The sequence below is a fragment of the Streptomyces sp. SID12501 genome (assembly GCF_010550245.1).
In the GTDB taxonomy this organism is placed as follows: Bacteria; Actinomycetota; Actinomycetes; order Streptomycetales; family Streptomycetaceae; genus Streptomyces.
In genome coordinates, this window is sequence record NZ_JAAGLU010000025.1 from 87,413 (window position 1) to 104,634 (window position 17,222).

Here is a 17,222-nt window from a genome sequence, read left to right on the forward strand (position 1 = left end):
CTCCGTGACGACATCACCGGGAATGTCCAACACTCACGAAAACACCAACGGGTCGGGCTCGCAGTCCCCAGGGCTGATCACAACTGGGCAAAAGGGTGAGATGAGCGGCGAAGCTTTTGCAGCCAAGACGGTGAGTACCCACCCACTCGTTTGCCGCCCCCACCCAGCCCGTCCGGCGTTTGAGGACGAGGCCCCTTCAGGGCCGACAGCGGGGGTCTGGGTGCGCAGCCCCCGGAGACAGGACGGGACGGGTAAGGGCGGCGGAGGCAAGGAAACGCCTGAAGGGGCCCCTCGCACCACGGATGGCGAGCGGCCCCTTCAGGGGTGTTTCAGTGACCGGAGGTCAGAGGGAGGAGGTCAGAGGGGGGAGATCAGGAGGCCTTGGCCTCTGTCTTCTCCTCGACCTTCTCCTCGACCTTCTCCTCGGCCTTCTTCGCCGCAGCGACAGGCGCCGGCTTCGCAGCCTCGTAGAACTCCTCACGAGGAGTCTCCAGCGCCCCCAGCGCCACAACCTCACGCTTCAGGAACATCGCCAGCGTCCAGTCCGCGAACACCCGGATCTTCCGGTTCCACGTCGGCATCGCCAGACCGTGGTAGCCGCGGTGCATGTACCACGCCAGCCGGCCCTTGAGCGTGATCTTGAGCTTGCCGATGACGATCATCGCGACGCCCTTGTGCAGGCCGAGACCCGCGACGGCGCCCTTGTTGGAGTGCGCGTACTCCTTCTGCGGGAAGCCCCGCATACCGGAGATCACGTTGTCGCCGAGCACCTTCGACTGCCGCAGCGCGTGCTGCGCGTTCGGCGGGCACCAGGCGTTCTCCACGCCGGCCTTGCGGGCGGCCACGTCCGGCACCTGGGCGTTGTCGCCCGCGGCCCAGATGTAGTCCGTACCCGTGACCTGGAGCGTCGGCTGCGCGTCCACGTGACCGCGCGGACCCAGCGGAAGGCCGAACCTCGACAGGACCGGGTTGGGCTTGACGCCCGCGGTCCACACGATGGTGTTGGAGTCGACCTCGAGGCCGTTCTTCAGCACCACGTGACCGTCGACGCAGGAGTCCATCGACGTCGAGAGGTAGATCTCGACCCCGCGGCTCTCCAGGTGCTCCTTGCCGTACTGGCCCAGCTTCGGGCCCACCTCGGGAAGGATCTTGTCGGCGGCGTCGACGAGAATGAACCGCATGTCCTCGCGGGACACGCTGGTGTAGTACTTCGCCGCGTCGCGCGCCATGTCCTCGACCTCACCGATGGTCTCCGCACCCGCGAAGCCACCGCCGACGAAGACGAAGGTGAGCGCCTTGCGGCGGATCTCCTCGTCGGTCGTGGAGTCGGCCTTGTCCAGCTGCTCGAGGACGTGGTTCCGCAGGCCGATGGCCTCCTCGATGCCCTTCATGCCGATGCCCTGTTCGGCGAGGCCGGGGATCGGGAAGGTGCGGGAGACCGCGCCCATGGCGATGACGAGGTAGTCGAAAGGCAGCTCGTACGCCTCACCCACGAGGGGGGCGATCGTGGCGACCTTGCGGTCCTGGTCGATGGTGGTGACCCGACCGGTGAGAACTTCCGCCTTGGGCAGCACACGTCGCAGCGGTACGACGACGTGGCGCGGCGAAATGCTGCCGGCGGCGGTTTCGGGGAGGAAGGGCTGGTAGGTCATGTACGACCGGGGGTCGACGACCGTGACGGTCGCCTCGCCGTAGCGCATCTTCTTGAGGATGCGCCGAGCTGCGTACAGGCCTACGTACCCACCGCCTACTACGAGGATCCTGGGACGCTCCGTGGTGCTCATGCCATCGAGTATCCACCCGCTCAGGGGGGGTCGCTCGTGCGCCCCTTCACAAGCTTATGCGGACCCTCTGCTACACTGCGCGCCCCGCTTGACCGAGACCCTGCCACGCGAGAGGTACCAGCGGGCGGTACGCCCCGATGTCAATGCCGCGTGAACTGCCCTTCCGGGCCGCCGGAGCGACTGGACCAGCCTCCGGCAACACCCCCTGGAAACACCGCCGAAACGCTCCCCCGAGCACGCTCCCACCCCAGGTGAGCCCCCGATAGGGCCCTCTGGACCATGTTCCTCGCCCAACAGGACCGAATTCCTTGTGAAGAACTTCACGAAGTTTCCCGAGGGGGTGTCCCCGGGGGGCCGCAAACAGCCCCCCAGGTGCGCTCATACGTTGTCCGACCTGCTCAGGGGAGGCTGATCCCGGGGTCCCGGATGGGGTCCCAGGGCTCAGCACACGTCGCGGTAGGGCACGTCGGGGAGATAGCTCTTCCAGTCGGCACGCGACAGTCCGCCGCCCGCCCGTTCGCACACCGTGGCGGCGACGTGCTCGGGGTCGAGGTCGTAGGAACGTGAGCGGCGGTGCGTGCTCGCGGCGTACAGGGTTCCCCCGTCGGGGCTGAAGGCCACGGACTGCACGCGCCCGCCCAGGGAGGGGAACACCGCGGCCTGGAGGTGGGGCGCCTCTGTCTGCCAGATCTGCAGCGTTCCGCCTGCGGTGCCCACGGCGAGATACCGGGCGTCCGGCGAGAAGGCCAACGTCGTGACGAACTGGTTGTCGAGCTGCTTGTCGTCGAGCGTGACACCGTTGCCGCCGGCCGGCGGTGCCGAACCGTCGGGAGTCGCGGGCAGGTTCGCCAGGCGTCGTCGGGCACTGCCGTCCCAGATCGTGACCCCGCCCCTGCCGCCCACCGCGAGATAGCGGCCGTCGGGGCTGAAGACCACGGACGACTGCGGGTCCGAGGTGTTGCGGTGGGTCATGCGGTAGGCCCTGCTGTCGGCGAGCAGTTCGACGTAGTCGCCGCCCGAGGTGGCCAGCAGGCGTCCGTCGGGCCTGACGACCGGGTTGTTCCGCACGCCGTGGAGCACCCTGGTCCTGGTCCGGCTGTGGACGTCCCAGAGTTCGATCGCTCCGCTTCCCTTGATCCTGGAAACCAGCAAGGTCTTCCCGTCCGGGCTGAGCCCGATGCCCTCGACGTCCGCCGGAAAGGACAGCGAGGTGATCTGGCGGCGGGTGCGGGTGTCCCAGACGTAGAGGGTGATCCTGGGATAGCGGCCGGCCGGCGGCTCGGCGCCGTAGGCGAAAGTCCCTCCGTCGGCGCTGAACGCGGTGTGGTTCTCGCAGCCGGGATCCGGCAGGCAGAACATCTGCGGGTTGGGCAGATCGGCCAGGACCTCGGCGGTGGCCGCGTCCAGGAGCTGGAAGCGGGTCGCGCCGTCGAGACGCCGTACGGCGGCGAGGGTCCGGCCGTCCGGACTGTAGGTGGCCGCCCGGACCGGGCCGACCGGGTAGGCGGAGTCCAGTGCCTCGTCGAGGGCCAGCGACGCCACCGAGGTACTGCTCTCCCAGCCGCGCACCTCCAGGTACCGGATCCTGCGCTGGGCCAGGTCCAGCCTGAGTGCCGAGGTCTCGTCCAGATCGTAGGAGCCCGTGGAGCTCAGCGGATGCCGGAACACGGCCACGTCCGGGTCGGCGGTGCGCCACAGCAGGATCTCGTCATCGCTTTCCACCGCGACGAAACCGCCGTCCGCGCTGAACGTCATGCGGGTACCGGCGCCTTCCGGCAAGGAGTACTCGATCTTCATCCGCCGCTTTCCCGACGCCAGGTCCCAGGCGCGCACCCCGGAGCCGTCCGGGAAGTCACCCACGACGGCGAGGGCGCGGCTGTCCGGGGTGAACAGCAGCCGGCCCTCATACGGACCGCCTACCGCCGAACCGAACCGGGACTGATGGGTCGGGCAGAGATCCCGGTTCGCGGTCGCCCACGGAGTCGGCAGTTTCCGCCGTTCCGCTGTGTCCCACACCTGCACCGGTCCGCCGCGCGGGCAGATCGCCAGCAGTCGTCCGTCCGGGCTGGCGACGCTGTCGGCGGTCGGCTCCTCCCTGAGGTCCTGTTCGAAGACCGAGCGGCCGAGCACGGTGTCCCATATAAGGAAGCGGACGCCGGACCCTCCGGGGTAGCGGCTGGAGAGGAGTATCCGCGTATCGGTGACGAACGAACCGGTCGTACCGGCGGAGGAGTCGTCGGCCGATCCGATGCGCGCGCCGACCTGCCGGCCGGCCTCGATGTCCCACAGCCTCAGCCCGCCCTCCGTCCAGTTCATGAGCGTGTTTCCGTCGGGACTGATGCCCTCGACGCCGGGGAACTCCAGGCCTCCCGGGCCGGGGAACGAGCCGATGCGCCACTCTGTGGAGGTGTTCCAGCGCTCCACACGGCCCTCCGTGACCTTGGTCAGGAGGCGACCGTCGCGGCTCAGGAACCGGCGCTCCGCGCTGTCGCTGTCGCTGTCGCCGGTCGAAGCCGGACCCTGCCCGGGATCGAACCGGTCCTGCCCGGGATCGAACCGGTCCTGCTCGGTCTGGGCGAGCGAGTCGAGGAGGGCCGAGCGACTGTCGGGCAGGTCGGCGAGCCCGTAGGCCGCCGCGCTGAGCCGCATGGCCGTCCTCGGGTCGGAGGAGCGGATGCTGTCGGCCATCGCGGCGATACGGCGGGCCTCGGCCTGCAGATGCTGCCGGGTACCGGTCGTGTTCTGGTTCCAGGCGGTCAGGCCCACCACGGTCGCGAGGGCGACGAGGATCGTCAGCGCCGTGGTCAGGACGCGCAGCCGACGGCTGTTACGCGTGGCCTGGCGCTGTTCGTGGTGGCGGGCGTCGAGGCTCGCGGTGAGGAAGGACCGCTCCAACGGCGTCAGCGGGTCGGGACCGGCGAGCGGGAGGAAGGCCTCGGTGGCCGCGGTCAACCGGGCTCCCCGGTACAGAACGCCGGCGTCGCGGTCGAACTGGTTCCAGGCGGTGGCGGCCTCGGTGAGGAGCCGGTGCCTGCGCAGCAGGTCGCGGTCACGTTCGATCCAGTCACGCAGCCGGGGCCAGGCGGTTATCAGTGCCTCGTGAGCGAGGTCGACGGTGTCGTCGTCGAGGGTGATCAGACGGGCGCCGGCCAGCAGGTCGAGCACGGCGTCGGTGTCGGTGTCGGCCGAGCCGGCGGCGAGTTCGGCGCGGCGGGCGGGACGGCTGGTGTCGTCCGTCCCCTCCCCCGGGGCGATCAGCCGCAGCATCACCTGGCGGGCCAACGTCGACTCGTGCGCGGACAGTTGGTTGTAGCACTCCTCCGCGGTGCGGGCGATCGCGCCGTGTACACCGCCGACGGCCTGATAGCCCTTGACGGTCAGCGCCCCGCCTCGGCGCCGCCGCCAGGTCTCCATCAACGCGTGGGACATCAGCGGCAGCCCGCCGGGCTGGTCGGCGACGTCCGCGATGATCCGCGCGGTCAGGGCCCGCTCGACGACCAGCCCCTCGGCCGCGGCGGGCTTGACGATGGCCTCGCGCAGTTCGTCCGCGCTCATCGGGCCGACGAGCAGACCGGCGCCGCGCAGGGCGGCGGCGAGGTCACGGTGTTCGCCGCAGCGGCCGTAGAAGTCCGCACGTACGGCGATCACCACACGCAGCCGGCTGTCCGGCCGTACGGCGGCGAGCAGCAGCTCGATGAAGCGGCCACGCTCGGCGGGGTCCCGGCAGAGGGTGAAGACCTCCTCGAACTGGTCCACCACGACCCAGGTGTCCCCGGCGCCGTCCACGGGGGCCAGCGCGCGGGCGTGCGTGTGGGCCGGCCGCACGCCCGGGGTGAGGATCCGGATGGCCGCCGGACGCTCGCCCGGCCGGTCCTCGCCACGCAGCAGTGGGATCAGACCGGCCCGCAGCAGCGACGACTTCCCGCTGCCGGACGTGCCCACAACGGCCACGAACCGGCTGTCCAGCACCAGCTCCGCCAGGTCGGCCACCAACTGTTCCCGGCCGAAGAAGAAGCCGCTGTCCCCCGGCTCGAACCGCGCGAGCCCCCGGTACGGCGACGCGCTCCCGTCGGCCTCGGGCGGCTGTCCGGCCTCGTCCTCGGCGGCCTGCTGCCAGCGCCGCTCCCAGTCGTCGGCATCCCCGCCGCAGGCCCGCACATACGCCAGAGCCACCGGCAGGGACGGAAGCCGCTCCCCGGCCGCCGCCTCCGACAGCGTCGCCGCCGTATAGCCGGCACTCTCCGCCATGGCCCGGTAGGTCACCCCACCGGACTGGCGCCGCAACTCACGCAACTCGAAGGCAAACCGTTCGACCGGCCCGGCCTCCGGATCCAACGGACTTTCAGGGCGCCCCATTCGGCTTCCCCTCCCCTACCAACCCTACGAAGACGACGCCGCCGAACTCGTCGAGCGGCCCGATCCACTGGAGGCATCCCGCCCGGGTGTCCCACGTTCCCTCCCCTGTGCGGAACGTGGGACACCGCCCCCGGTGCTCCTCAAGTCCACTGGTCAGGATGTTGATTGGCAGCCCGTTCCCGGCCCACCAATCAATCGCGGACTTCACGAACGACGGCTCCGCGTCCCACCCGGTCGCGCCGGCATCAGTCGCCGCGGTGTGCACGGACGCCTACCAGACCGGCTCCACCGGATACATCAAGAACTACGGCTACGGCTGGATCTGGATCTGGATCTGGCAGAGCTTCCGCGACTTTGAAGGCGATCCCGTCGAGGAACGCCTACGAACGCGACTCGGCCGCGCAACTGTGCGCGATCCCGTCGAGGATGTCGTGCTCGCTCACCACGACCTCCGACGCCCCGATCCGCTCCATGATCGAGAGCAGTACGAGCGCCCCCGCTCCGATCACGTCGACGCGCCCCTGATGCATGGAGGGGATCGCCGCACGCTCGGCATGGGTGGACCGGAGAAGGGTCTCGGTGATCTCGCGGACGCGGTCGTAGGAGACCCGGGAGTGGTGGATGGCCTCGGGGTCGTACGCGGACAGGTTCTGCGCGATCGCCGACACCGTGGTGACCGACCCCGCGAGCCCGACCAGCGTGCGCGCCTCGCCCAGCGGGACCGTCTCCGCCGCCAGGTCCAGGGCCGCCTCGATGTCCGAGCGGATCGCCGCGATCTGCTCCTCGGCGGGCGGATCGGTGACGGCGCCGTCCCGCACCAGGTGCCGCTCCGTCATCCGTACGCACCCGATGTCCACGGACCGTGCCCCGCGCACCTGGTCGTCCCCGACCACGAACTCGGTCGAGCCGCCGCCGATGTCCACGACCAGGTAGGGCTTGGCGAGGTCGTCGCGCCCCGTCAGTTCCCTGGTGGCGCCGGTGAAGGAGAACTCGGCCTCCTGCTCACCCGAGATGACCTCGGGCTCGACACCCAGGATGTCCAGCACACCCCGTACGAACTCGTCCCGGTTCTCCGCGTCCCGGGAGGCGGACGTCGCGACGAAGCGGAGCCGTTCGGCGCCGTGCTCCTTGATGACCGCGGCGTACTCCCGGCAGGCCGCGAAGGTCCGCTCCAGCGCCTCGGGGGCCAGCCGTCCCGTACGGTCGACGCCCTGACCGAGGCGCACGATGGTCATCCGCCGGTCCAGGTCGACGAGTTGACCGGTCTCCGGGTCCGCGTCGGCGACCAGGAGGCGGATCGAGTTCGTACCGCAGTCGATGGCGGCGACACGGGTCACTTGCCGCCCTCCCCGGACTCCACCGAATCCGCTGCCTCCACCGGCTTGAACGCGAAGTGCCCGGACTCGCTCTCGTGCACCACCCGGCCGTCCCCCTCCGGAGACGTCGAGCGCGTCACGCACGCCCCCTTCGCCCACCACTCCGGCAGCATCGCGATCGCCTCGTCGCCCAGCGGGTTCACCCCGGGGCCGGCGGCCAGCGAGTGGCCCACGAGGACGTGCAGGCACTTCACGCGGTCCGGCATGCCGCCCGCGCTCGGGAAACCCTCCAGGACCTCGATGGCGTCACGGCGCGCGATGTAGTCCTCGTGCGCGGCCCGGTACGCGGCGGCGAGCTCCGGGTCCGTCGACAGACGTTCCGTCATCTCCTTCATCACGCCGTTCGCCTCCAGCGTGCCGATCGCCGAGGCGGCGCGCGGGCACGTCAGGTAGTACGTCGTGGGGAAGGGCGTGCCGTCCGGCAGCCGCGGAGCGGTCTCCACGACGTCGGGCTGACCGCAGGGGCAGCGGTGCGCGATGGCGCGCAGCCCGCGCGGCGGGCGGCCAAGCTGCTGCTGGAAGGCCTCGACGTCCGCGTCGGTCGGCTCGGTGCGCGGGGTGGGAGGCGGGGGCGTGTCCATACCTGTCTTCTCTGTTCCGTTCAGTTCACTGCTTGACGTCACTGGTTCGCGGCGTCGGCCTTGTCCACGCCGTCCCAGACGTTCGCATACCAGGGGCGATCGGCCGCGCCGAGGTCGGCGCGCGACTGCTTCGCCGCGTCCGGGTCGATCACGATGAACCCGGTCTCACCCGGCAGCACGAAGTGCAGCCGCTGCCGGATCTGCTGCTCCGCGTACGCGTCGTCCTGCCAGCGCGCCTTCAGGTCGCGGAGCTGCTCGACCCGCCGGCTGGTCCGGTCGCGTTCGCGTTCCATGGCGGCGATGTCGGCGCGCTGGGAGACGTACTGCCTTATCGGGTAGGCGAGGGCCACGATCAGCGTGCAGAGGACCAGGACGAGCAGGGCCGCCCGCCCGGTCAGGCGGGAGCGGCGGGCCTGGCGCTTGGTCTGGGATCGGTAGACGCGGGCCGCCGTCTGCTCGCCGAGCAGCTTGATCCTGGTCGCGGTGGAGAACCGGTCCCGGTCCTTCACGGCCATGTTCCCCGCCTCCCGTTCACACGCGCGTACGTCCCCGCACACGGTACGGGACCGAGTACGGGGACGTACGTACGACTGGCTATGCCTTGACTCTGGTTGGCTCAGCCCTTGCTGTGCCCGTGGTCCGCGGGGCGGACGTGCGGGAAGGCTCAGCCCTTGAAGCGGGGGAAGGCCGAGCGCCCGGCGTAGACCGCCGCGTCGTCGAGGATCTCCTCGATGCGCAGGAGCTGGTTGTACTTGGCGACGCGGTCCGAGCGGGCCGGGGCGCCGGTCTTGATCTGGCCGCAGTTCACGGCGACGGCGAGGTCGGCGATGGTGACGTCCTCGGTCTCGCCGGAGCGGTGGGACATCATGCACTTGAAGCCGTTGCGCTGGGCCATCTCGACGGCGTCCAGGGTCTCGGTCAGCGAGCCGATCTGGTTCACCTTGACGAGCAGGGCGTTGGCCGAACCCTCCTCGATACCACGGGCGAGACGCTCCGGGTTGGTGACGAAGAGGTCGTCGCCGACGATCTGGACCTTGTCGCCCAGCTTGTCGGTGATGGTCTTCCAGCCGGCCCAGTCGTCCTCGTACAGCGGGTCCTCGATGGAGATGAGCGGGTACGCGGAGACGAGCTCCTCGTAGTACTCGGTCATCTCGGCGGCCGTGCGGGACTTGCCCTCGAACTCGTACTTGCCGTCCTTGTAGAACTCGGACGCGGCGACGTCGAGCGCGAGGCCGATCTGCTCGCCGGGGACGTAACCGGCCTGCTTGATGGCCTCGACGATGAGGTCGAGGGCGGCGCGGTTGGACTCCAGGTTCGGGGCGAAGCCGCCCTCGTCGCCGAGACCGGTGGACAGGCCCTTGGTCTTCAGCACCTTCTTGAGGGTGTGGTAGATCTCCGCACCCCAGCGCAGCGCCTCGGAGAAGGACTCCGCTCCGATCGGGGCGATCATGAACTCCTGGATGTCGACGTTGGAGTCCGCGTGGGATCCACCGTTGAGGATGTTCATCATCGGAACGGGCAGCAGGTGCGCGTTCGGGCCGCCGAGGTAGCGGAAGAGGGGGAGGTCGCTGGCCTCCGACGCGGCGTGGGCGACGGCGAGGGAGACGCCGAGGATGGCGTTGGCGCCGAGGGAGCCCTTGTTGTCGGTGGCGTCCAGATCGAACATGGCCTGGTCGATGAGGCGCTGCTCGGTGGCGTCGTAGCCGACGAGCTCCGGGCCGATCTGCTCGATGACGGCGAGGACGGCCTTCTCGACACCCTTGCCGAAGTAACGGTTGGGGTCACCGTCGCGCAGCTCGATGGCCTCGAAGGCTCCGGTGGAGGCGCCGGACGGGACAGCGGCACGACCGGTGCTGCCGTCATCGAGGCCGACCTCGACCTCGACGGTGGGGTTGCCTCGCGAGTCGAGGATTTCCCGGGCTACGACGACGTCGATGGACGGCACGAGCATCTCCTTCTGGCTGGGATGTGACGCGGGTACGCGGGGCTGCTGGGCCTCGCGAGTACGGGGCCGCGGCGGCTCCGCGTTGATGAGCCTAACCGGCTCCGGGGGATCGGCCAGCCGTCCGGCCACCCCATGGACGGAACATGAACGGAACCGAGGGTAAACATTGTTCCCCCAGGGAACAAAAAGCCCCGCTCCGGTGCGTACGGGGGAACACGCACCGGAGCGGGGAGCCCGTGGGGGACGGGGGTGACCCTCACGAGGCCCTCACTATGGAAGGCACGGCTGTGAGAGCCCTGTGGTTCACCTACGAGCCGGCCAGGATCTGGGGGAAGTTCCGGCCCGCCGGTGACCGGGGTCGGCCGCGGTACAGCCGCGTCAGCTGAGGTGCAGCTGCTGGCCCGGGAAGATGAAGTCGGCGTCGTCGATGATGTCCTTGTTCAGCTGGAAGAGCTTCTGCCAGCCGCCCTTGACGTCGTGCGCCTCGGCGATCGCGCTCAGGCTGTCGCCCTTGACGACCTTGTACTCGCCGTCACCCTTCTCGACCTTCTTGCCGGTCGGGGTGGTGACGGTCTTCTTGGCAGCCGGACGCTCCTGCGAACGGGAGGCCGACTGGTTGTCGGTGGAGCGGGTGGAGGTCTCGCTGGAGCCGCTGGAGTTGTTCGAGCTGCTGGACGAGTTGTTGTCGCTCGTGCCCGTGCTGCTGCTCGCGCCGCCGCCGTAGGAGGCGCTGGACAGGCCCGTGCCGCAGACCGGCCAGGCACCCTTGCCCTGGCCCGCGAGGACCTTCTCGGCGACGGTTATCTGCTGGGACTTGGAGGCCTGGTCGGCGGTGGAGGCGTACGACGAGCCGCCGTACGCGGCCCAGGTCGAGGCGGAGAACTGCAGGCCGCCGTAGTAGCCGTTGCCGGTGTTGATGGACCAGTTGCCGCCGGACTCGCACTGGGCGACGGTGTCCCACTCGGCAGAGGTGGCGGCGGAGGCGGAGCCGGCCGCCAGGAGCGGAGCGGCGACAGCAGCACCGGTCACACCCGCGAGGGCGACGACCCGGGTGGCCTTGGACGGACGGCGGTGCTTGCCCTTACCGGTAAACAGCATGCGTATATCCCCTCACCGACGCCTGCGAGGTGAGCTGTCGGGTTCGGGTCGGTTGAGTTGCCCGGCCGTACGTCCCTTGCGGGCGGCGTACGGCTTCACCCCAAGCCGCTCCGGACAACTGCCCGGTGCGGCACTTACCTTGGGTCCCCCGCTCCTGCCTACGGCGCTTGATAGCGACGACTGTTCCCGTACGGCCGTTGGCAGGACTCGGCGTTACGACCGGCGGGGCCCACTGTGGCGGGCGATGACGACCGTAAACAGCTGATCCTCTGAAATACAAAGACGATCAGGGCTTCTGAGACCTTTGTCTCACCGCATCGATAACGGACATTCAGCTCGAAACCGGGACGTGAACTCCGGTTAGTTTTGCCCTGGTTCGCTACCTACCGCAAGGGTCTGACCGGGAAGGATAAGGCCCGAGTCAGCGTCAAGGAAGGACGCGGTTCCGGCGGGGGTTCCGGACTCTCCGCCCACAAGGTCAAGAGAGTCGGTGACACCCCAGAGGGCGTCCCCGATGCTGCCGGTGTACGAGCCCTCGGCCTCACCACGATGACGGCCGGTACCGGCAGCGGTTTCGGCGCCGCTCACCTTGTCCTTATTTTCCGCAATCTGCCCGTAGTTGCCCTGCTCTCCACTCCCTGAGGCGCCTATGGGCGAACTGTCGCTTCCCTCCGAACCGCCCACGCCGGGCGACAGGGAGGAAGCCGCCGGCGAGGTGACCGACCCGGCGGAGCCGACAGGGTCGGTCGTCGCCCCTACGGACGACGCGGGCGGCGGCGACGAGTCGGAGGCCCCGGTCGGGGCCGAGGAGCCGGTGGAGGGGGACGGCGAGGGCGTGGGCGACACCGATGGCGAGGAGGAGGCGGAGGGAGAGGAGTCCGAGCCCGGGGTCAAGCCCAGGCCAAGGCCCAGGCCCGAGACGTCGCCCTCGGTCGCGCCGGTGTCACCCTCGACGACGCCCGTGTCGACATCGGCCGAACCGGTGTCCTTGCCGAGCCCGGAGAGCAGCGCGCAGTCCTCCCAGGCCCCCACCCCCTGGTCGGCGAGTATCTTCTCGCCGACGGCGATCTGCTGCGAACGGCTGGCCTGGTCGGCGCTCACGGCGTACGCGAGGCCGCCGTACTTCGCCCAGTCCGCCTGGGTCAACTGGAGCCCGCCGTACAACCCGTTGCCGCCGTCGGCGCTCCAGGAGCCGCCGCTCTCGCACTCCGCGACCTTGTCCCAGGTGGTACCACTGGCCGCACTGGCGCCGGACGCGGCGAGCAGTGGGATGGCGATGGCGGAGCCTGTCACGCCGGCTGCGACAAGCAGAGCCGGGGCCTGACGGGGGCGACGGTGACGACCGTTCCCGGAGAGCATGCGGTGCCTTTCACGAGACAACTGGGGGCAGTGCGACCAGTGATGCAAGGCATCGCACTGGTGCACGAACGTATCGACAGACGAACACTTGTCACAAGTTAATGCCGCACAGATCACGTGAAGATCACATTGCTGAGGGAGTGTCACCTTCTCCCGGTCTTCTACGCCCTCGCCTACGACCCCACCGGCGACGCCCGCCCGACCTCGCGCACCGGCGTGAACTCGACGGGCAGGGTACGCAGTCCACGCATGATGAGCCCGCCCCGCCATCTCAACTCGGCGGGAACTGCGCCGAGTTGAGATGGCGGGGGGCGGGTGAGGAGGGTGCCTCCGCGGAGTGTCACGAATCCGTCGGCCGTAGACCCGTCACCGGATCGGCTACCGCTGCTTGTCGCGGTCCCCGGCAACCGCACCCCGGACCTCGCCGAGCAGCCCGGACCGGAACCGACCGGTCACAGTGAGCTGCGGCAAGGTCGGCCGCCTGTACGCACCGACTCCCGTGACGTCGGCGTCCAGAATCTTCATGACCTCCGGCCAGGCGCCCTTTTGCCACCAGGAGAGCTGGCGCTCGCGAATCGGATCGACGGGTCCCCAGGTAAGGGGCATATCGCACCACGAGAGGCCATGGCGAAGCCGGTGAAGCATCCCCTCCAACTGGAGACGGATGTCGTACCTGCTCATGAAGTGACGCTTGGTGAAGTACGGCCGTAGCACCTCCAGCACCTTCCCCCATTGCTCGTCGTCGGGGTCTGGCGGCACCTTCGTGCCGGTTGTCCAGTGCCAGTCGCTGACGGCACACCTCCCGCCAGGCTTGCCAAGGATGGCCAGATCGCCGGGGACGACCTTGAGGTCGAACCTGTCGAAGACTTCCTTGCACTCCCCCAGAGTCAGTTTCTGCAGCCGCTCCTCAATACTGCTCGCGATGTCGACGAGATTGCCCGCCCGGCGTTCGTGATCGGTGTACGCCTCCAACCACTGCTGGGCGAACCTGCGCTGTTTCCGGAAATCAGCCAGTTCGGTCTCAAGCACCGCGATGGAGGCCTTGAGTACCGCTGGGTCGACACCGGCGCGTACGTACTCGGGGATGCGCACCTCGATCAGGTGCTCCTGTTCGGCGATTCTGGTCGTGAACTCGGAGACGCGCTTCTCGTACTTCTCCTTGTCTCCGGAGAGACCGCCCACTCGCTCGGCAGCCAAGCCCCCTGGACAGCCTTCGGCTTCGAGGAGCATGGCCAGCTCCTTCCGGACGGCGCCTTCGATGTCGTCGGCCTCAAAGTGGGGCTCACGGCACGAGGGGTCCTTGAGAAGTCCCTTGCAGCGGTACGACCGGCCCGTGCCCCGGCCTGCTCCGGTGTACACCTCGCCGCACAAACCGTGAATCCGTCCGGTGAGGGGATAGACGGCGTTCCCGCGCCGACCGTTCTGGAAGCCGAGCCTCTTCAGGGCGGCCATGAGCTGTGCGGCCCGTTCCACGGAGAAGATGGGCGGGACACCGATTTTGACCGGGTCACCATGGACGGGTGTGCCGTCGTCGCCACGGCGGGTGTGGTTCTTTCCGTTACCGCGGTCGGTCTTTCGGTAGACGACATAGCCGTCGTGGATGGTTTCGCTGTAGAGGCGGCTGCGGAGGTTGGCAACGCTCCAACGGACACCGCTGCGGGCGAAGAGCCTGCGGTTGTTGAGCTCTTCGCAAGCCTCGGTGAGGTTCATACCCTGGTCGATGATGAGATCCGCCGCGACAGCGAGGACCATGGATTCATCGACGTCGGTGACCAGAACTGAGAAGCGCTTACGGCGTCCTCCGACGTCCTTGGCGTCCTTCTCGATCCTGTAGCCGTAGGGAGCCGGGCCACCGGGCCAGCCGCCGTAACTGATCTTCAGCTCTCGGCCGGCGACGGTGCGCTCCTTGATGCGTCGCCAATCCCTTTCGGAGAAGGTGACGTATCGCATGAACTGCTGCCAGCCCTCTTCGGTGCTGGTGTCGATCCCTTCGGTGACCGAGATGAAGTGGATACCGAGGTCAGCCATGTTCCACGCCCACTGATAGGCGGCTCGGGCCGTTCGCCCAATGCGGTCGACCTTGGGGACGAGGATGCGATTGAAGTGCTGCTGCCGTGCATCGACAACGAGACGGTCCATCTCAGGTCGGCTCTCCAGAGCCCCGGACACGGCTTCGTCCACGTAGGAGTCGTAGACGGTGACTTCAGGGTGACGGCCGAGCCATCCGTTGGAGACCTTGTCCTGGTCTTCGAGCCCGAAGCCGTCAAGCTGGTCGAGAGTGGAAACGCGCGCGTACTTGGCAACGATGACGGCCGCAGGGGCCGCATGGCATGGGCGTGCCACAATGGGCATGTTCAGTCCTCCAAGACTGTTCCGTCCCCGGAGTGTTCGCTCACTGCCGGGAGGGTTCCGGCTCCTTTGCGCTGCTGCAAGCGCTCTGGAGCCGGTGCCGTTTTGGGGAACTTTACCTGTCACTCTGTGCAGTTGAAGGGGAATTGCGCAGGTCGGTGTCCTCACCTACGCAATACGGCTCCCGGTACCGTCACCCCCGTGAACGCTCCACATATCGAACCTGAACTCTTCACCTGGGAATTCGCCACCAACCCCTACCCTGCCTACGCGTGGCTCCGCGAGCACTCGCCTGTGCACCGCACCACGCTCCCCAGCGGCGTGGAGGCCTGGCTGGTCACCCGGTACACGGACGCCAAGCAGGCGCTCGCCGACCAGCGCCTGTCCAAGAATCCCGTCCACCATTCCGAAGGCGCCCAGGGCAAGAGCAAGACGGGCATCCCTGGCGAGCGCAGCGCCAACCTCATGACCCATCTTCTCAACATCGATCCGCCGGACCACACACGGCTCCGCCGCCTTGTCTCCAAAGCGTTCACTCCCCGTCGAGTGGCCGAGTTCGCGCCCCGCGTCCAAGAGTTGACCGATCATCTCATCGACCAGTTCGCGCATACCGGAAGCGCCGACCTCATCCACGACTTCGCGTTCCCTCTCCCCATCTACGCCATCTGCGACCTGCTCGGAGTCCCCCGCGAGGACCAGGACGACTTCCGGGACTGGGCGGGGATGATGATCCGGCACGGGGGCGGGCCGAGGGGCGGCGTCGCACGGTCCGTGAAGAAGATGCGCGGGTATCTCGCTGAACTGATCCACCGCAAACGGGAGTCGCTCCCGGACTGTCCCGGTCCCGACGAGGACCTCATTTCCGGGCTCATTCGCTCCTCCGACCACGGCGAACACCTCACCGAAAACGAGGCCGCAGCCATGTGTTTCGTACTACTGTTCGCTGGTTTTGAGACTGTTATCAACTTGATCGGCAACGGCACATACGCGCTGCTGCGCAACCCACAACAGCGGGCACAACTGCAGAAGTCGATCGACCGTGGCGAACAGGAACTGCTCGCCACCGCAGTCGAAGAGCTTCTCCGTTACGACGGCGCCGTCGAGCTGGCCACCTGGCGCTACGCAACCGAACCCCTCGAAGTGGGCGACCAACGGATCGCCTCAGGTGATCCTGTGCTCGTGGTCCTTGCTGCTGCCGACCGTGATCCTGCCCGCTTCGACGAGCCGGACACGCTCGACCTCTCCCGCAGGGACAACCAGCATCTCGGCTACGGACACGGCATCCACTACTGCATCGGCGCCCCGCTCGCCCGCCTCGAAGGCCGCACTGCGCTGGCTACTTTGCTGCGCCGTCTGCCCGATATGCGACTTGCCGCTGACCCTGCGGACCTGCGCTGGCGAGGCGGCCTGATCATGCGCGGGCTGCGGAACCTCCCGGTGGAGTTCACGGCCGATTGAGGGGTGTGGATCAGGACGTCGTCCAAGTCCTCGCGTGGGATACCTGGGAGGACACAGCTCACGCTCCTTGACCTCCTCCGGCATGGACGCGTTCTCGTCGCCGGAGCCGTGTGGGTGGCGGTGGATCAGTTCGGTGATGATGCTGGCCGCCACGTCGTCGATGGAGAACGGGGTTTCCGTGTCCTCATCAGCGATGCGCGACGGCGTCGCGGTGGGCTGATGGTGGCGTGGAAGAGCGGTCCTCCAGCCCAAGTTCGCCATGGCACCGGTATCGGTTGCCCCACTTTGATGCGCACGCCCGGGAGATCCTCGTCTCGGCTGCGACGTGGGCGATCGGTCTCGTGCGGCAGCGCTCGATGGGGCGACGTCGCCCCTCCACAGAGGGGTGTGTCCTTGTGCGTCACGCAGGAGAACCGGGTGCAGATGCTCGCCGTGCGCGGTCCCGTCCGGCGATGGCCTCGGCGACCTCTTGGATGGCGCCACGAAGCAGGTCACCGTAGGGATCCTCAGGAAGGTTGGGGGCCTGCGCTTTGGCGGCGGTGATGTGCTCGGTGGCGGCTTCGAAGGAGCCGAGTCGGCGGTAGTTGTCGGCAAGGTTGAGGTGCAGGGAGGGGTAGAAGCCGGCGATGTGGAGGCTGGCGTGGTGCTTTTGGACGCGCTGCTCGGTCACCGCGTCGGCAGCATCCAGGGCCCTGACGTCCCAGGCCAGCGCCTGGGCGGGATCTTCGTAGAAATCTGCGAGGTAGTGAGCGAGCGAGCAACGGTGCAGCGGGTCGCCGGTGACACCGAGCACGGCCCACAGATTCAGGAGTTTTTGGCGGGCGGAAGCGATATCGCCAGCTCGGCCTTTGGTGACGGCTTCGCCGATGGCTTCCATGGTCGAGTCGGGGCTGGCGGGTGCGGCGGTCATAGAACA

11 protein-coding genes, 2 pseudogenes and 1 riboswitch are annotated in these 17,222 nt (G+C 68.4%); of the genes and pseudogenes, 1 reads left to right on the forward strand and 12 read right to left on the reverse strand.

Annotated elements, in window-relative coordinates; translation table 11 throughout:
• Positions 1-371: 371 nt before the first annotated feature.
• The 10 genes and pseudogenes from G3I71_RS28125 to G3I71_RS28170 all read right to left on the reverse strand — a co-directional run bounded on the left by G3I71_RS28125 (position 372) and on the right by G3I71_RS28170 (position 14,851).
• Positions 372-1,784: an NAD(P)/FAD-dependent oxidoreductase gene (locus tag G3I71_RS28125; protein ID WP_164318663.1), complete on the reverse strand. Its 1,413-nt coding sequence runs from the start codon at positions 1,782-1,784 to the stop codon at positions 372-374.
• A 441-nt stretch (positions 1,785-2,225) separates the two neighbouring features.
• A complete protein-coding gene (locus G3I71_RS28130) occupies positions 2,226-6,140 on the reverse strand; it encodes a helix-turn-helix domain-containing protein (RefSeq protein WP_164318665.1) in 3,915 nt (1,304 codons plus the stop codon).
• A 380-nt stretch (positions 6,141-6,520) separates the two neighbouring features.
• Positions 6,521-7,477 (reverse strand): Ppx/GppA phosphatase family protein, encoded by a 957-nt coding sequence (locus G3I71_RS28135; protein WP_164318667.1) that lies wholly within the window; start codon positions 7,475-7,477, stop codon positions 6,521-6,523.
• On the reverse strand, positions 7,474-8,097 hold the full coding sequence (locus tag G3I71_RS28140) for a DUF501 domain-containing protein (protein ID WP_164318669.1): 624 nt from the start codon (positions 8,095-8,097) through the stop codon (positions 7,474-7,476). The genes G3I71_RS28135 and G3I71_RS28140 overlap by 4 nt, the downstream gene beginning before the upstream one ends.
• A gap of 38 nt (positions 8,098-8,135) precedes the next feature.
• Complete coding sequence (locus tag G3I71_RS28145) at positions 8,136-8,612, reverse strand: septum formation initiator family protein (RefSeq protein WP_164318672.1); 477 nt, start codon at positions 8,610-8,612, stop codon at positions 8,136-8,138.
• Between the two features lie 149 nt (positions 8,613-8,761).
• The gene (eno, locus tag G3I71_RS28150; RefSeq protein WP_164318674.1) at positions 8,762-10,048 is read right to left on the reverse strand and encodes a phosphopyruvate hydratase; all 1,287 of its coding nucleotides are present in this window, start codon (positions 10,046-10,048) and stop codon (positions 8,762-8,764) included.
• A 372-nt stretch (positions 10,049-10,420) separates the two neighbouring features.
• Positions 10,421-11,140, reverse strand: coding sequence for a transglycosylase family protein (locus G3I71_RS28155; RefSeq protein WP_164318676.1), 720 nt, complete (start codon positions 11,138-11,140; stop codon positions 10,421-10,423).
• A 4-nt stretch (positions 11,141-11,144) separates the two neighbouring features.
• Positions 11,145-11,316: riboswitch (cyclic di-AMP (ydaO/yuaA leader) on the reverse strand.
• Between the two features lie 184 nt (positions 11,317-11,500).
• Complete coding sequence (locus G3I71_RS28160) at positions 11,501-12,433, reverse strand: transglycosylase family protein (RefSeq protein ID WP_343243100.1); 933 nt, start codon at positions 12,431-12,433, stop codon at positions 11,501-11,503.
• 239 nt (positions 12,434-12,672) lie between these two features.
• Positions 12,673-12,825, reverse strand: a pseudogene (locus G3I71_RS51370) (cytochrome P450); the annotation flags it as partial.
• Positions 12,826-12,877: 52 nt separating this feature from the next.
• Entirely contained in the window at positions 12,878-14,851 is a 1,974-nt protein-coding gene (locus G3I71_RS28170) for a recombinase family protein (RefSeq protein WP_164318680.1), read from the reverse strand.
• Positions 14,852-15,049: 198 nt separating this feature from the next.
• Here G3I71_RS28170 and G3I71_RS28175 point away from each other — a divergent pair, with 198 nt between their 5' ends.
• Positions 15,050-16,306, forward strand: a complete 1,257-nt coding sequence (locus G3I71_RS28175; protein ID WP_164318682.1) for a cytochrome P450 — start codon at positions 15,050-15,052, stop codon at positions 16,304-16,306.
• A 198-nt stretch (positions 16,307-16,504) separates the two neighbouring features.
• Here the strand turns inward: G3I71_RS28175 and G3I71_RS28180 are convergent.
• Positions 16,505-16,710 (reverse strand): annotated as a pseudogene (locus tag G3I71_RS28180) (leucine zipper domain-containing protein); the annotation flags it as partial.
• Positions 16,707-17,216, reverse strand: coding sequence for a hypothetical protein (locus G3I71_RS28185; protein WP_164318684.1), 510 nt, complete (start codon positions 17,214-17,216; stop codon positions 16,707-16,709). The pseudogene G3I71_RS28180 and the gene G3I71_RS28185, both read right to left, overlap by 4 nt.
• Between the last annotated feature and the right edge of the window lie 6 nt (positions 17,217-17,222).

Coding starts and splice junctions, on each gene's coding strand:
- G3I71_RS28125 (WP_164318663.1), bottom strand. CDS start 1,784: ATGAGCACCACGGAGCGTCCCAGGATCCTCGTAGTAGGCGGTGGGTAC.
- G3I71_RS28145 (WP_164318672.1), bottom strand. CDS start 8,612: ATGGCCGTGAAGGACCGGGACCGGTTCTCCACCGCGACCAGGATCAAG.
- G3I71_RS28130 (WP_164318665.1), bottom strand. CDS start 6,140: ATGGGGCGCCCTGAAAGTCCGTTGGATCCGGAGGCCGGGCCGGTCGAA.
- G3I71_RS28155 (WP_164318676.1), bottom strand. CDS start 11,140: ATGCTGTTTACCGGTAAGGGCAAGCACCGCCGTCCGTCCAAGGCCACC.
- G3I71_RS28185 (WP_164318684.1), bottom strand. CDS start 17,216: ATGACCGCCGCACCCGCCAGCCCCGACTCGACCATGGAAGCCATCGGC.
- eno (WP_164318674.1), bottom strand. CDS start 10,048: ATGCTCGTGCCGTCCATCGACGTCGTCGTAGCCCGGGAAATCCTCGAC.
- G3I71_RS28140 (WP_164318669.1), bottom strand. CDS start 8,097: ATGGACACGCCCCCGCCTCCCACCCCGCGCACCGAGCCGACCGACGCG.
- G3I71_RS28170 (WP_164318680.1), bottom strand. CDS start 14,851: ATGCCCATTGTGGCACGCCCATGCCATGCGGCCCCTGCGGCCGTCATC.